At 42.6% G+C, this 15,840-nt stretch carries 14 protein-coding genes; 11 read left to right on the top strand and 3 right to left on the bottom strand.

Features of this window, described 5'->3' with window-relative positions; all coding sequences use genetic code 11:
* Positions 1 to 388 precede the first annotated feature (388 nt).
* Entirely contained in the window at positions 389 to 1,015 is a 627-nt protein-coding gene (plsY, locus tag CE058_RS20025; RefSeq protein ID WP_163144815.1) for a glycerol-3-phosphate 1-O-acyltransferase PlsY, read from the bottom strand.
* Positions 1,016 to 1,378: 363 nt separating this feature from the next.
* On the opposite strand from plsY, the gene CE058_RS20030 reads away from it, so the two are divergent.
* The 6 genes from CE058_RS20030 to CE058_RS20055 all read left to right on the top strand — a co-directional run bounded on the left by CE058_RS20030 (position 1,379) and on the right by CE058_RS20055 (position 7,463).
* Positions 1,379 to 1,738 (top strand): anti-sigma factor, encoded by a 360-nt coding sequence (locus CE058_RS20030; RefSeq protein WP_163144816.1) that lies wholly within the window; start codon positions 1,379 to 1,381, stop codon positions 1,736 to 1,738.
* 364 nt (positions 1,739 to 2,102) lie between these two features.
* A complete protein-coding gene (locus CE058_RS20035; protein WP_135148026.1) occupies positions 2,103 to 2,360 on the top strand; it encodes a hypothetical protein in 258 nt (85 codons plus the stop codon).
* Positions 2,361 to 2,409: 49 nt separating this feature from the next.
* Positions 2,410 to 3,027: a TetR/AcrR family transcriptional regulator gene (locus tag CE058_RS20040; protein WP_135148027.1), complete on the top strand. Its 618-nt coding sequence runs from the start codon at positions 2,410 to 2,412 to the stop codon at positions 3,025 to 3,027.
* 250 nt (positions 3,028 to 3,277) lie between these two features.
* Positions 3,278 to 4,213, top strand: coding sequence for a diacylglycerol kinase (locus CE058_RS20045; RefSeq protein WP_048009745.1), 936 nt, complete (start codon positions 3,278 to 3,280; stop codon positions 4,211 to 4,213).
* A gap of 300 nt (positions 4,214 to 4,513) precedes the next feature.
* A complete protein-coding gene (rlmD, locus tag CE058_RS20050; protein WP_163144817.1) occupies positions 4,514 to 5,893 on the top strand; it encodes a 23S rRNA (uracil(1939)-C(5))-methyltransferase RlmD in 1,380 nt (459 codons plus the stop codon).
* 106 nt (positions 5,894 to 5,999) lie between these two features.
* Positions 6,000 to 7,463 (top strand): PAS domain-containing sensor histidine kinase, encoded by a 1,464-nt coding sequence (locus CE058_RS20055; protein WP_163144818.1) that lies wholly within the window; start codon positions 6,000 to 6,002, stop codon positions 7,461 to 7,463.
* A gap of 84 nt (positions 7,464 to 7,547) precedes the next feature.
* On the opposite strand, the gene CE058_RS20060 is transcribed toward CE058_RS20055, so the two are convergent.
* Positions 7,548 to 9,461, bottom strand: coding sequence for an alkaline phosphatase family protein (locus tag CE058_RS20060; protein WP_163144819.1), 1,914 nt, complete (start codon positions 9,459 to 9,461; stop codon positions 7,548 to 7,550).
* A 258-nt stretch (positions 9,462 to 9,719) separates the two neighbouring features.
* Here CE058_RS20060 and CE058_RS20065 point away from each other — a divergent pair, with 258 nt between their 5' ends.
* The 3 genes from CE058_RS20065 (at position 9,720) to CE058_RS20075 (ending at position 12,897) form a co-directional block, all read left to right on the top strand.
* Positions 9,720 to 10,820 (top strand): SH3 domain-containing protein, encoded by a 1,101-nt coding sequence (locus tag CE058_RS20065; protein ID WP_163144820.1) that lies wholly within the window; start codon positions 9,720 to 9,722, stop codon positions 10,818 to 10,820.
* Positions 10,821 to 11,077: 257 nt separating this feature from the next.
* Positions 11,078 to 11,734: a 5-bromo-4-chloroindolyl phosphate hydrolysis family protein gene (locus tag CE058_RS20070; protein WP_048009740.1), complete on the top strand. Its 657-nt coding sequence runs from the start codon at positions 11,078 to 11,080 to the stop codon at positions 11,732 to 11,734.
* On the top strand, positions 11,731 to 12,897 hold the full coding sequence (locus CE058_RS20075) for a toxic anion resistance protein (RefSeq protein ID WP_048009739.1): 1,167 nt from the start codon (positions 11,731 to 11,733) through the stop codon (positions 12,895 to 12,897). The genes CE058_RS20070 and CE058_RS20075 overlap by 4 nt, the downstream gene beginning before the upstream one ends.
* Positions 12,898 to 12,949: 52 nt before the next feature.
* Here the strand turns inward: CE058_RS20075 and CE058_RS20080 are convergent, their stop codons facing one another.
* Positions 12,950 to 14,608, bottom strand: a complete 1,659-nt coding sequence (locus CE058_RS20080) for a PAS domain-containing sensor histidine kinase (RefSeq protein WP_163144821.1) — start codon at positions 14,606 to 14,608, stop codon at positions 12,950 to 12,952.
* 205 nt (positions 14,609 to 14,813) lie between these two features.
* On the opposite strand from CE058_RS20080, the gene CE058_RS20085 reads away from it, so the two are divergent.
* Positions 14,814 to 15,044 carry an excisionase family DNA-binding protein gene (locus tag CE058_RS20085; RefSeq protein ID WP_035331742.1) on the top strand — a complete coding sequence of 77 codons (231 nt, stop codon included), beginning with the start codon at positions 14,814 to 14,816 and terminating at the stop codon, positions 15,042 to 15,044.
* An 83-nt stretch (positions 15,045 to 15,127) separates the two neighbouring features.
* On the top strand, positions 15,128 to 15,688 hold the full coding sequence (locus CE058_RS20090; RefSeq protein ID WP_163144822.1) for an FAD-dependent oxidoreductase: 561 nt from the start codon (positions 15,128 to 15,130) through the stop codon (positions 15,686 to 15,688).
* Positions 15,689 to 15,840: the final 152 nt, after the last annotated feature.

Consider the following 15,840-nt stretch of genomic DNA (forward strand, 5'->3'; position numbering starts at 1 on the left):
ACTGCCCAATCTAGCTGCGGCTCCTAGGGGCTCGAGGTCATAAGCCAATCAGCTGATGGGAAGAAAAGCACTCCCCACCATCTGCTCGTCTTATGCTTGTCACCCCAAGGCAAGTCGCCTCGCTTTATAATGTAAAGGCCCGATTGGTGAGATACAGTGAAACTTGCCGACGCGCAGGCAGAGGCTTAGTTGAACCAATCGGGTTCGTAGTGTCGATTGATCGAAGCGCTAGCGGAGATCTTAGCGACACTAGAACGCGACTAACAATCAGTGGGGGATAAGGAACCCCCCACTGATTGAAGTTTCACTTTATTCAAAGGTTTTGCTTAAAGAGCTGCTTTCATGTGAAAAAAATAATAAAAAACCCGAATGCAGATACGGGTTTCAATCAGGCTCGCTTTTTATCATCTCTTGGAGGGATGCGGTCATCTTTTAAGCGCTTATCATTGATTTTAGGCTCATTATTAACAATAAAGTTCTTAATGTTTGAGCGATGCAGGAAGATCAGAAATAATAAGAAAATAGAAAAGATAAGTTCATGTTCAGTGCCTTCAGTAAATAAGGAATAGATAAGCAAGGATGCACCCACCGATAAAGAGCCGAAAAATACATACTTGGTCAGGAAAATGACAGCAACAAAAGAAATATAGGCGATTAAAAACATCCAGATATTTGCAGCAAGCAATACGCCAGCTGTGGTTGCGATGGCTTTTCCTCCGCGGAATCCTGCAAAGATCGGAAAGCAGTGGCCGGCAACTGCGACCATCCCGACTATTAGCGGATCAGCTTCAGCACTCAGAATAACAGGAATTGCTGCAGCGGCGGCGCCCTTGCCCACATCCACCAGCAGAACCACGATAGCCGCTTTTTTGCCGAGAACCCTTAATGTATTAGTCGCACCAGGATTATTGCTGCCATGATCACGAATGTCAATTCCAAAGGCAAATCTGCCAAATAATAAGGCAGTAGGAATTGATCCTATTAAGTATGCTGCCAGGTAAATAAGAAGAGTCATCGTATTCATCCTTTTTCATCAATATATTCAATTGTTAATTAGAGTTGTCCATTATTTGAAAATTTTTTACTAGCCTCCTCTGCATGTAGTCATCGCTTACAGTTTACCATATAATGGTTTAGTGAAGAGGGAGAATTAATCATTATCCGGAATAGAAAATTCTGTAATTTTTTTAGTGAGAGATTATTATAAAAAAGGTATTGAATTATTCCATTCTCTAAATTATGATTGTTTCGGCACTCAAAAAGAAAGCATGTAATTCGAATAGTTATAAGGATATGTTCGATAAAAATAATACCCTGCAGGATATTATTTGTGTTTCAAAGCACGACCTGTAAGGAACTTTGGGAGGAGATGATTTTCATGGAGCATTTTTCATTGGAGGAATGGCGGAAATATGCGAAAAATGAGCTTTCTGAACCTGAGCGTGAACTCTATGAAGATCATCTCTATATATGTGATCAATGTCTGGAAGTATACCTTGAAGCAATGGACGAGGAGGAGGACTCTTTACCGGCAATGCCGGGGGAAGAGGACTTTACAACTCTTGTCATGGCTCAGATTACAGGCGAAATTCCCGAAGAAGCTTCTAAGGAACAGAGTGGGCTGCCAACTAAAGGCTCTTTGTTTGAGCGCTGGTTTCCTCTTGCCTTTGCCGGCTTTATGCTCATTGGGGGATTAGTAACCATGTATCGGGAGAAAAATCAAATAGATCAGGAGTAACTCTTAACGGAAGTTAGGAGTTTTTTATATTGGCTCTGTTATAGATTATTGTTGTTTTTAGCATCCTGTTGATTGGAGCGGAAGGCATGAGATCCTCGAAAATCATTCGCATGTTCTTCGTGCGGTGTTTACTCAAGGAAGCTTATTCAAAGTCCTGAAGGAGTGTGGATCAAAGGGAGCCCCCGCGGGAGCAAGCTGACGAGGAGGCTCCCGGACCGCACGCGGAAAGGGAGTGCCTAAAGCGGAAATCAACAGGCCAATTTAACAGAACTATATGAAAAAATTTGAAAATTCATATAAAAATATTTACAATAAAAAAGACCGATCAGTTTATTTTTAATTACAAACCTGGGGAGTGGGAGATATGGGAAGAAGGCAGGTTCCGCAGGAAATGCAAAAAAAGAGCAAGAGTGTACATCTTGAGCAATGGATTTGGGATTTGGCAGCGCAAATGCAGCCGTGCCGTTCAGCAACTATCAGAGATTTATTTCTTGCTAAAATGAAAGAAGACTTGATAAAAGCGGGATTGGCTGAGGAAAATACGGAAATCACGAGTGAACATGCCAGCCTGTATTCAGAAGAAATTCTGAAAAGCAGTGAAATCAGCCGGAAGTGCTGCTGATAAATGAATAACTGAAAGAGAATAAATCAAATGCCTTGGAGGGACAGAATTGCCGCCCATCGTATCAGAGGAATATAAACGGAAAAAAAAGAAAGAGATCCTGTCGGGCGCCTTGGCCTGCTTTGCCAAAAAAGGATTTCAGGCAGCGACCATAGATGATATTGTCGCTTATTCAGGAATCAGCAAGGGAGCTATCTATAATTATTTTAGAAGCAAGGAAGAAATCTATCTGGAGCTGTTGAATGAGCAGACAGAATCAGCTAATGCAAGACTTGCAGAGAAAATATCCATGTTCTCCTCCGCAGAAGAGAAACTTGAATACCTGTTTGACTTGTACAGGGATATGAGCCCATTCAGCCAGGAACGGAAAGATAGAATAACTGTGCAGCTGGAATTTACGCTGCATTCCTCAAGAGATGAGAACCTGAATCGAATCCTGAATGAGCGTGGAAAGAAGTTCTTTTTAAAGCTGATAACAGATATTATGGAGGAAGGACAGAACACCGGGGAATTCCGTTCAGATGCAGATCCAAACCATGTAGCAGGATTGTTTTGGACTTTTATGGACGGGGCAATGCTTCATAGAGTAATTAATGAAGAATATCCATATAGAACCATTATTGACTACGTTAAGAGCCTTGTTTTGCAGGACCTCAAACAGGAGTAAGCTTAACCTCATCCTGGATAATGCTGATTTAAAGCACCTGGCCAAGAAATATAACTTAATTACGATACTTTTTTGCTTAATGAGGGTATAATTCATTTGTGCATCTGTCCACTTGTGAAAACACCAGGAAGTGAATAGAATAGAAACGGTTAGCTGTGAAAATTGCTAAGCCGCGGACTATTCGCTATGATGTAAAAAGATGGAATGAAAAGTATTAAGTTTAGATATTTCAATAATAGGATGATGGGCTATGAAAAGAGCAAGAATTATTTATAACCCGACTTCAGGCCGGGAAATTTTTAAAAGACATTTAGCAGAGGTTTTGCAGAAATTGGAGACAGCTGGCTATGAAACGTCATGCCATGCTACCACAGGTGAAGGGGATGCCATTAAAGCTGCCCGGACAGCTGTTGAACGCAGATTCGACCTGGTCGTTGCAGCAGGCGGTGACGGCACGATTAACGAGGTTGTAAATGGACTCGCTGAACAGGATTACCGTCCGCGCCTCGGCATTATCCCAATGGGCACAACTAATGATTTTGCCCGTGCACTCCATATTCCAAGAGATGTGGAAGCGGCAGCGGATATTATTGTAAAAGGGGATACCATTCCTGTTGATATTGGCCGCATTAATGATAAATATTTTATTAATATCGCTGGCGGAGGAAGGCTGACAGAGCTGACTTACGAGGTGCCAAGCAAGCTTAAAACCATGATTGGCCAGCTTGCCTATTACCTTAAGGGAATTGAAATGCTGCCTTCTATCCGTTCAACTGAAGTGAGCATTGAGTTTGACGGGAAAATCTTTGAGGGTGAAGCCATGCTTTTCCTTGTCGGTCTGACAAATTCAGTCGGCGGTTTTGAAAAACTTGCGCCGGATTCCTGTATTAATGACGGTCTATTCTCCCTGCTGATCTTAAAGAAAACCAATCTCGCCGATTTTATCCGGATCGCGACAATGGCAGTCCGGGGTGAGCATGTAAAGGATCCGAACGTCATCTACACGCAGGCAAACCGCATTAAAGTGCAATCCAAAGAGAAGGTACAGCTCAATCTTGACGGTGAATTTGGCGGGCTTCTTCCTGCCGAATTCGTAAACCTGTACAGGCATTTGGAAGTATTTGTTCCTATCGATCAGATTCGTGAGGAAGACCGCCCGACAGATTGGGAAAGCTCCCATGAATAATAGGAAGTCCGCTCTATTACAGAGCGGGCTTTTATTTTGCAGAAACACAAGAGGTTGTGAAAGATGCAAATAGAAAAGTATTACTGCAAATAGATGAGTGAAAGAGCAAATAGATAGGGAAACCCTGCAATTAGACTGGGAAAAATACAAATACAGGATTCGTTTCTGCAAATAGACATGCTGCGGGGTATGCAGGTCCAAAGGATCTGAAAGATATCCATTTCGTATTTAACCCTATTTTGTGATACAATCTGTCTAGTCAAAATAGGTCACGGAATTAAGCTGAAAAGGAAGAAAATGATGAGCAGAACATTACCTGTGCAAAAAAATGATTATATAGATGTGACATTTGAGGATTTGACCCATGAAGGGGCAGGAGTGGCAAAGGTTGATGGCTACCCTTTATTTGTGCCGGATGGACTTCCGGGTGAGAGAGCAAAAGTCAAAGTAATAAAGGTGAATAAGGGATATGGGTTTGGGCGCTTGATTGAGACTTATGAAAGCAGCCCATACCGGGTGGAAGCACCATGCCCGATATATAAGGAGTGCGGAGGATGTCAGCTCCAGCACCTGAGCTATGAAGGCCAGCTTCTCGCCAAGGAAAAACAGGTCAGAGATGTACTGGAAAGAATCGGGAAACTAGAGGGTGTCAAGGTGCATCCGGTTCTCGGCATGAAGAATCCGTGGCGCTACAGAAATAAAGCGCAGGTTCCGATTGGCGAGCAGGAAGGCGGTCTGATCGGCGGATTTTACCAGCAGCGCACCCACCAGATCATCGATATGAAGGAATGCCTCATTCAGCAGGAAAAAAATGATGAGGTTGTTCAAAAGGTAAAGGAAATTTGCGGCCGCTATGGTGTCCGCGCTTATGATGAAGGCAGGCATAAAGGTGAGCTCCGCCACGTGATGGCGCGCTATGGTCTTGTGACAGGCGAAGTGATGATTGTCCTTGTTACAAGGACGAATGAGCTCCCGAATAAGCAAAAGATTGTGGAAGAGATTGCAGCAAGTATCGAAGGTGTTAAATCCATCGTCCATAATGTGAATTCGCGGAAGACAAATGTAATCATGGGAGATGTTACACGAGTTCTCTGGGGCGAAGAAGTGATCTATGATTTTATTGGCGATATCCAATTTGCGATTTCCGCCCGCTCCTTCTATCAGGTGAATCCGGAGCAAACGAAGGTTTTATATGATAAGGCTCTGGAATATGCGAATTTAAGCGGAGAAGAAAAGGTTATCGATGCGTACTGCGGAATTGGCACCATTTCGCTTTTCCTGGCACAGAAAGCAAAAGAAGTGTTCGGAGTTGAAATCGTTCCGGAAGCCATTGAGGATGCGAAGAGGAATGCGGAATTGAACCGGATGACAAATGCTTCATTCGCAGTCGGGAAAGCAGAAGAAGTAATTCCTGAATGGTATAAAAAAGGGAACACGGCAGATGTACTGGTCGTTGACCCGCCGCGCAAAGGCTGTGATGAGGCTCTTTTGAAAACCATTTTAAGCATGAAGCCAAAGAAAGTCGTCTATGTATCCTGCAATCCGGGAACATTGGCAAGGGATCTGCGTATTTTAGAGGATGGCGGATATAAAACCATCGAAGTGCAGCCTGTGGACATGTTCCCGCAGACTATGCATTGTGAAGCAGTCGCGGGATTAGAATGGAAAGAGGGCAGCTGACCTGAGGGTAAGCTGCTTTTTTTTTGAGTTCTAAAGAATCCTCATGCTTTTTTTCATATAATTCTGTAAAATATAGTTTATAGAGTTATTTAATGGGGTGAGGTTAATGGTCAATGATTTCCCGATCCTAGGTAATGATGGTGAATCGATTTATTCCAATCCTGATGAATTGCTTGATTTGTTCCTGAACTGTACGGCAGATGGGGTAGCCATCATAGATATGGAAAACCGTTTTATAAGGGTTAATCATATGTATACGGTGATTTTTGGTTATACCGAAGCGCAGGTTATCGGCAGGAAGTTTACCGATTTTCAGAACCCGGAAGAAGTGAAGGGGATAATAAAACTGGTCAAGCTTGGGAAGGTATACAGCAATGTGATCACACAGCGCTATCATCAGGATGGTTCGATTCTGGATATATCGGTTTCCTATTCTCCTTTCAGAAATTCCAAGGGAAAAATCATTGCCGTTCTGGCTATATTCCGGGATATGACAGAGTTTAAAAGCATGGAGAGGGAATTAAGAAAAACCAGGGAACTGTACGATTTGATTACGAAGAATACAACAGATATGATCAAGGTCTTCACAAGGGAACAGACGGTGATTTATGCATCCCCATCTCATGAAAATGTATTGGGGTATTCGCCGGTGCAGCTTGTGGGGAAGTCCTGTACCACTATCATATATTCCGAGGAAGAGAGAGAAAAGTTTAACAAAGTCTCTCAAAACCTGCTTGAAACAGGAGAGCCACAGCTCCTTGAGACAAAAATGAATACGGCAAATGGTGATGTCCTTTTCGTGGAGACTAGCATTTCCCCTATTTTCAACGACAGGGGCGAAATTGAATTATTTGTGGCAGTAGGCAGAAACATAACAGACAGAGTTAATAATGATGCTGTTTTGCGGAATTTGGATCGCCTTTCCATTATCGGCCAGCTTGCAGCAGGGGTTGCCCACGAAATCAGGAACCCGCTGACTTCTCTAAAAGGTTTTTCAAAACTGCTCCAATCAAGCATTAATCAGGAAAAGCAGGATAATTATCTATCCATTATTATGGAAGAGCTGGATCGAATTGATATCATTGTCAATGAGTTCATGTCTTTGGCAAAGCCTCAGGCAATCGAGTTTGAGAAAGGGAACTTAATGTCCATTCTGGAAAGCACGATTAAGGTGCTTCATCCGCAGGCTCTGCTTCATAATGTCCAGATTCATCTCAAACATAGTGAGAATGATATCATGCTATTATGTTCACCTCCTCAGCTGAAGCAAGTGTTTGTGAACTTTTTAAAAAATGCGATTGAAGCTATGCCGAATGGCGGAAATGTATATATCAGCATGCAGCAAATAGAGCGCGGGCGTGTAAGGATTGCTTTTGCAGATGAAGGAGCAGGCATTGATGATGAAATGCTGAAGCATCTTGGGACACCATTTTATACAACAAAAGATAAAGGAATTGGTCTGGGGCTCACGGTCAGCAATAAAATTATACAGGAACACCAAGGGCTGATGACTATCGATAGTTTTATAGGTGAAGGAACTACAGTAACTGTAGAATTGGATTGTATATAGTTTGTTCTGCTCATCTCTTTAGGGGTGGGTTTTTTTCAAAAATGAAACACGGCCTTGCAGCATATAGCAAGGCCGTGTTTTTAATTAAAATGCATCTTTCAGAACTTCACCCTCCAAAAAGTCAGGAGCCGGTATCTCCAGCAGTTTATAAACGGTCGGGGCGATATCCAGTGTGGTAATCGAACCAATTCCGCTGTTACTTTTAAAAGAAGGACCCTGTGCAAAGAATACCGCCTTGAGTTCTTTCCGGTCAGGATTGCCGCCATGGCTGCCAAGTTCTATTGCCGGCATTTGGGGGTCTGTTAAGCTGCTGCCCATCATATAGCCACTTGCACCAAGCAGCAATATGTCTCCCTGGTTAGGGTGCTTATTCTCTTTATTGTTATCATACGCAATCTGATAAGGCTTTTCTTGTTTCCTGAAAAGGTAATTGGAAAATTGCTTTGCCGTTTGATTAAATTGGCTGAACTTTCCTTCGGCGAGAAAATCACCGGCTTCACCTAAATAGCCCTTAAGGATTTTTGTCTTAAATTCGGGTTTGATTTTATATTCGCTAAAGAGCTTCACCACTTGGTCTGCAGCCTTTTCCTTTTCTCTTTTGGTGAGGTTTTCATTCAGATATATTTGGGCAGCTGATCCGCTGGCTACAGCCATTGCTTTGGAGTTCTCCTCATCCACTCTGCCTTTTTTATCTGTTTTTAAGAGACCTGCTTCTTTCAGAAGTGTGTTTGGAGCCAGAATGGTGTGGACTGGCTCCATGCCGTGATCAGATACCACAAGAAGGTGGTCTTCTTCGCTAAGGATGTCCATCGTCTGTCCTACTACATCATCTGCAAGCTTGTAGGCCCATTCAATGTATTTCGAATGTCTTTGGGAATTTCCCTCTGAATACCCGGGCTGCCGCGGATCTGTCAGCAGAAAATGATGTGATTCATAATCAATCTGAGGTGTGTAAAACATCAGCAGATCGGGCTGGTATTTTTCTTTAATATAAAGAGACACATCAGTTGCCCAGTGGACAAAACGCGAACCAATTTCCTCGTACTCTTCCCGAGTAATCCACTTTTTTTCAAAAGCCTTTGTATCATCCTGGACGGGGAAAAAGCCGAATTCCGATAGCAGCTCCTCTTCAAATCCTTCTGGACCTTCAATGAGGGCTGATGTAACAGCAGTGCGGTAAATGCTCGCTTTCTCAAGGCTGGTATCAGTCTTCAGCTTAAACCAAAATCCTGCAGATTCACCGTCAGCTTCAACAGGAATTGATCCCCATTCATTGGCATTGACGATAACATCTTCGGAGTCTGCACCACGGTTTTCCGAAAAAATGAAGCGGTTATAACTGGTTTTTCCATCATCCGAAGTGTCTAAAGCTAATATATAGATCTCTTTATTCTGTGCTTTTTTCAAAGGAAGCTTCACTATAGCTTCCTTTGCAGGGCTGAAGCTGTTTTCGGTGTGCTTCCAGCTCTCTGTTTTTTTGAACTGAAGCTTATCGAGTGAGCTTTCTGCCCAGGTTTCACCATAATAAACTGCATAATCAGCCTGTTCGCCTGCATCAGGGTTTGATCCGGGAAACAGCACGGTGGCCGTTGTTTTGCCATTCTTTTTGGCTTCTGCCCAAAGCGGGCTTTTATCAAGCGGCTGATGAAAAGCGCTTTCTCCATTGGCCAATTCCTTGTTGGGATCCTGCCATTTATTGCTGACCATACCGGTTTCCGATGGAGCTGCACCTGAGGCAATGGCCGCATGGGATGGTGCAGTGAGCGAAGGGGTTACGGTTTTAGAATCCTTGGCAGCCACTCCGTTCTTCATAAGTGATTTAAAATGAGGAAGCTTGCCGTCCTGTATAAACTCTTTTGCCAGGTCGTTCCTCATTCCATCAAAGGAGATCAGCACAACCTTGTTTTCCTTCCCAATCGTATCCTCTGCATATCCTGAGGAAGGGAATATAATCGATCCTATTAATAAAATTACTATATGAAAATAGTGCTTGTTCATTATGTTTCCTCCAAGATGTAAGTGAATTGGTACAAGAGTGTATTCCCTGCAGCCCTTATAATTAAACTTTTTCAAAAGGGAAGATATACAGATGCCAAATATACTGACTCTGCCAAATAAGCAAATTCAAACTGATTCAATAGAATCAATAAAATTTTTCCAGTCCCAAAGAGGTAGACTTGAAGTTTGCTAATCTTTATTTTTAGAGTAGTCCGCAAAATTCGACAGAAATAAAATCAGGGATATGGAGGAAAGTGAATGGCAATTTTAAGAGGTTCATATGGAAACAGAGCTATATTAAAAGGCACTGTTGCTGCAGCTATTTTGGCAGGAGGAGTCTTGTCGCCGTCAATTCCGAGCTTTTCAAACGTGGTGGCAGAAGCGGCTTCCGCTACTTACACAGTGGATGCAACCAGTCTGAATGTCCGTTCCGGTCCGGGTACAAATTATAGCCGGATTGGCAGCCTGGCCCAAGGCAGCGGTATTCAGGCGATTGAACGACTTGCAAACGGCTGGTACAAAATAAACTACAATGGCAAAACAGGCTATGTCAGCGGCCAGTATGTCAAAACAAATGAAAAGCTTTACCGGGTGGATGCTACGTCATTAAATGTCCGGAAAGGTCCGGGTACAAATTACGGGAAAATAGGGTCCTTGAAGAACGGATCTGTATTGAATGTTATACATAAGGAAAGCAATGGCTGGTATAAAATTTCCTACAATGGCGGAACGGGTTATGTAAGCGGTGATTATGTGAAAGCCAGTGATGCCCGCCTGTCCAAAATTAATGTGCCGCTCATTGCCCAGCGGCCGGAGCTGCCAAGCGGATGTGAAGTCACTTCCCTTGCGATGGCATTAAAGTTTTATGGAGTGAATGTCAGCAAAACCACACTGGCAAAAAAAATGCCATATGACTCAACCAAGCTGGTAAGAAATGCAGACGGATCGATTAAAACCTGGGGCGACCCTGATGTCGGGTTCGTTGGAACACCTTTTGGCAACGGACACACGATAAATCCGGGGCCGCTGAAAAAGCTGCTTGATCAATATCGTCCTGGCGGTGTAAATCTGACCGGAAAAGATTTCTCAGAAATAGAAAAGGCTGTTTCAGAGGGTAACCCTGTTCTGGCGTGGTTTACAATCAGCCATGAAATGCCGAATAAAAGAACCTGGAAAACGCCTGCCGGCAAAACGATCAGCGCACCGACACCTCTGCACTGTATTGTCGTAACCGGTGTGGATGCCGATTATGTTTATTTTAATGACAGTGAAGCTGTTAAAAAAGATGTTAAGATGCCAAAAGAAAAGTTCATTAAGATTTACAATGCCATGGGCAAGCGTGCATTGGCGGTTAAATAGCCATAAAGCACCTGCGGAAAAATTTCCGCAGGTGCTTTTTTTATTTAATATACGTCTCAGGTCTTAGCAGCGATTACTTTTGTGGTCTATGGCGGGTAATCGTGTTATTTTGTATCGTATAACTTGAGAAGTTTTTTAAAAGTGTTTTAATAGATTTAAGGATATATGCCTTTTTTGCTGAAAGATGTCTGTGGATGAAACTTTAGGTTTATCAATTACGTATAAATAAGTAGGACTATGAGTAGGAGTCGATAAATATGAATTCCTTTTTAGCATTTGCTTTTCGCCTGCTGACGGCTGTTCCATTGTCTGTCAGTGTCTGGCTGGCCAGTTATTTTGCTTTCGGGCAAACATTTTTTCTGTCAGGGGTTTATGGAGCTGGAGCCGGGCTGCTCACTTATTGGGCCGGAGGCTTGATTCAGCGCCGCCGCTTTTTGAAAAAGCATGGATTGACGAAAAGGGAATACCAATATATAAAGCGAAATCTTGATGAGGCACGCCGCAAAATAACCCGTCTGCATAAAGCGATGTTCTCAATACGGCATTTCCCGACGCTGAAGCAGCGCATGGAGTTCATGAGGGTGACAAGGAGAATTTACAGACTGACCAGAAGTGAGCCGAAACGGTTCTATCAGGCGGAGCAGTTTTATTTTTCCCATTTGGATTCTGCTGTGGAGCTGGCGGAAAAGTATGTCTTCCTTTCTTCCCAGCCGAGAAAGTCCCGTGAACTGGATCAGTCCCTCCAGGAAACGAGACGTACACTTGATGCACTTACCCATCATGTGGAGGAAGATCTTCACCGGGTTATAGCGGAAGATATTGATCAGCTTCATCTTGAAATTGATGTTGCCAGGAATTCGATTGAGAAGATAAAAGAATCAAGAATTCATGATGAAAGCAGGAGATTAAAATGACCGAAGAAAAACCGTCCCTGTTAAAAAACACTGATTTAATGGATGATTTGCTGGCAGATCCTTTTGGGGAAAATCAGCAGCCTGCTTCCTCGCCGCTGCATTCGGAAAAGCGGACAAGGCTGATAGATGTGATTCCGGAAGAAAACCGCGAAAAAGCTTATCAGCTTGCAAAGCAAATTGATCCGGCCAATCACCAGGCGATGATCTCATACGGAACACCAGCTCAATCAAAGCTGTTATCGTTCTCCCATACCATGCTCGAGCATGTTCAGAAAAAAGACGTTGGTGAAGTGGGAACAATCATTAATGATCTGATGAAAAAATTCAGCGATGTGAATCCGGATGAGCTGAAGCCTGAGAAATCATCCTTTTTTGCGCGTATGTTCGGAAAGATTTCCGGTTCTGTTCAGGAAGTATTGTCCAAATACCAGAAAACAGGAGCTCAAATCGACCGCATCAGCGTGAAATTGGAAAGAAGCAAAAACGCGCTTCTTTCCGACATTGTCATGTTAGATAAGCTTTACGATAATAATAAAGAGTATTTTCATGCGTTAAATGTTTATATTGCAGCAGGAGAACTAAAGCTTGAGGAGCTTCATGAAAAGACCATTCCCGAGCTGAAAAAGAGGGCAGAAGAGTCAAATGACCAGATGAAGTTCCAGGAAGTAAACGATATGATCCAGTTTGCCGACCGCCTGGATAAACGTCTTTATGACTTGAAGCTGAGCCGTGAAATAACGATTCAAAGTGCGCCGCAGATCCGCCTGATACAGAATACCAATCAGGCATTAGTTGAAAAAATCCAGTCTTCTATCATGACTGCCATCCCGCTTTGGAAAAATCAGGTGGCTATTGCCCTGACACTGCTTCGCCAGCGCCATGCCGTCGAAGCCCAGAAGAAGGTATCAAAAACCACCAATGATCTTCTTTTGAAAAATGCGGAGATGCTAAAAGTGAATACAATTGAAACGGCACGTGAAAATGAGCGGGGCCTTGTTGATATCGAAACGCTAAAGAAAACACAGGAGAATCTGATCTCTACTCTTGAAGAAACCTTGAGGATCCAGGAAGAAGGCAGGAATAAGCGCCGGCAGGCAGAACATGACCTGGCCAATATGGAGAATGACTTAAGGATGAAGCTGCTGGAGATTAAGGGAAATTAAAAGAAGAGCGATATTCAATCAAACGTTTGATTGAATATCGCTCTTTTGCTGTTTAAACGGTTATTCCAGCTTCAGGGGCAGGTGTTTGTTTTTTTACAGGGAGCTTTATGACAGCTTCTGTACCTCTCCCTTTCTTGCTATTGAAATGAATGGAACCATTATGGGATTGAACAATCTTGAAGCTGACTGTGAGCCCGAGGCCTGTTCCCTTCTCCTTTGACGAATAAAAAGGTTCACCGATCCTATTCAGGCGATCTTCTGACATGCCGCAGCCGGTATCCTTAACCAGGATAGTCAGCTGGTGGTCTTCTGCCAGCAGTGTAACGGTTACTTTGCCGCCTTCATTAGATGCTTCGATGGCATTTTTTATGATATTAATAAAAAGCTGCTTAAGCTGATTCGGTTCACATTCAATCATATACACATCCGATTTTAACAGAAATTCAATCTGGACATTGTGCATGCTGGCTTCAGTTTTTAAAAGCGAAATGACATTAAACAGGATTTTTTGAACATCTGCTTTTGTGAAACAAATATCCTGAGGCTTGGCAAGGAGCAGAAGCTCGCCGACAATATGGTTGATCCGGTCGAGTTCTTCCTGCATGATCTGATAATAGAACTGATGCTTTTCATCTTCCAGCTGCATCAGCTGCACAAAGCCTTTTAAAGATGTGAGAGGATTTCTGATTTCATGTGCAACACTTGCAGAAAGCTCGCCAACCACAGAAAGCTTTTCGGTGCGGCGGAGTCTTTCTTCAGCCTGACGCAGCTTTGTCACATCTTTTCCATAACCGATGACCCCGGCAATTTGACCGTTCACAATAAGCGGAAGGGCAGTGCATTGAATAGTCAGTTTGCTGCCATTTTTATGATTAAAATCAAACTCACAGGTTTTTGGCTGTTTATCCTCAAGGATGCCTATAAAGTCTTCGATTGCCTTCGTTTTATAAGGAGCCGGTATAATTTCATTGATGTTTTTACCCAATGTTTCATCAGGGCTGTATCCTGTCACGGCTTTAAATTGGGGATTTACTTTCGTAATCGTGCCATGAAGGTCTGTCATAAAGACGATCTCGGTATTATATTCAAACAGGGATTTATACTGCTGCTGGCTTTCGGCAAGGAGCTTCTCCACATGCTTTCTTTCTGTTATGTCCCGGCCGATAATGACTAGTCCCTTTCGGCTGCCGTCTGTATGGAAGAGCGGTACTTTAATTGTATCGAACGTTTTCTCTGTTCCGTCAGGCAAGGGAATTACTTCCTCGATGCGGGTAATTTTACCGTTTACCCAGGTTTCTTCATCTGAAGTTTCACAGTAGCGAAGTGCGTCTGCATAAAAATCAGTGTGCTCGGCAAGTTCTGAGTCCTTCTTGCCTTTATAATCGACATTTTCTAGATTAAATAGCTTAAGTCCAAATTCATTAGACTCAATCCAGCGGCCGTGACCGTCTTTGAAATTAACGAAATCCACCATGGAATTGATTAAAGTGGAAAGGCGCTTTTCCTCTTCTCTTGAGGCACTGAGCTCATCTCTTTTGCCTATAAAATAATAGAGCAGCCATCCTGTAGCGATGATGTACAGAAATTCTTTAGCTCTGAATAGAAAACTGACAAGAGAAGAAGGCTCAAGCATATGCAAAAGGTAATTCGTTCCGAATACCCAAATAAGGCTGATGATCACATATAAGCCCAATACCTTTTTTTTATTCATTAGCTTATATTTCTCCTGTTCTCTATTTGGCTGAAAATATGCTGGAATTCAGTCAAATTAGTATTTTTCGCGTATAATAATAGAATATACAGGTTGCCTATACAGATTATTTATAGCTTCTATTCTATATGATTTTAGCAGAGTCTTCTAGTGTCTGGAAATTAGTAAATTCATATTATAAGGAATAAGAAAGGGAAGGACAAGCATGTATCTGACCATTAAAGAAACCGCAGAATATTTATCTTACCCTGAGTCATATGTCGAAAGCCTGATACAGCAAAAGAAAATACGCGCTATTTATGACGGGGAACAGTATTTAATATACAAGGAACAGTTTAATGCCCATCTAAAGCAGGTGGAAAAATACAGGGAGCTGGTTGAGGAAATTTTAAATGAGCCGATACCGGAGGACCGGGATATCAAAGATGAAGATTAAATTTCCTGAAATCACATTATTTTACAATTATTATTAGCTTGGATAAACTATAAGTAAATAATGTGTTAAAGGAGGAAGTATGGATGTTTGATATTTTAATTGTGGGTGCAGGTCCTGCCGGTGCAAGTGCTGCGCTATTTGCCGCCAAAGCGGGCAAGAAGGTAGTGGTTGTGGATAATGATAAAAGCATGACTAAACGGGCATGGGTTGAAAATCATTATGGCGTTATGGAAATCACTGGCCCGGAATTAATTGAAACAGGCAAAAAGCAAGCTGTTAAGTTTGGGGCAGAGATCACAGAAGGAACTGTAGAAAACATTGAAAAAGCTGAAAGTGGTTTTACTGTAACAGCGGGAGAAAAATCATATTCAGCGAAGCATGTGATTGTGGCAGCAGGGCTTTCAACTGATTTAGCCGAAAAAGCCGGTTTGAAGACTAAAGCAGGGACTGAGCCACGCATTAAAACGGTTCTGGATGCTGATGCTGACGGAAAGACAAATGTTGATGGTATTTGGGCAGCCGGAACTATTGCAGGAATCAGCGTCCATACAATCATAACAGCTGGAGACGGTGCGAAAGTGGCGATTAACGTAATCAGTGAATTGAACGGCGAGCGTTATGTGGATCATGATTTAATGAAATAGATTGGAAGAAGGCTTGCATGGAGCAGCCTTCTTTTTTTATCTATCTTCCTATTAATTAATACCTAAAATTTACAATATAACCAAAATATAGATTTTTGTACCTACTGTATTCTAGTATCTTGTGCCCTTATATGATTTTTCTAAACATTATA

The sequence above is a fragment of the Bacillus sp. 22-7 genome (genome assembly GCF_010628845.1).
Taxonomy (GTDB): domain Bacteria; phylum Bacillota; class Bacilli; order Bacillales; family Cytobacillaceae; genus Cytobacillus; species Cytobacillus firmus_B.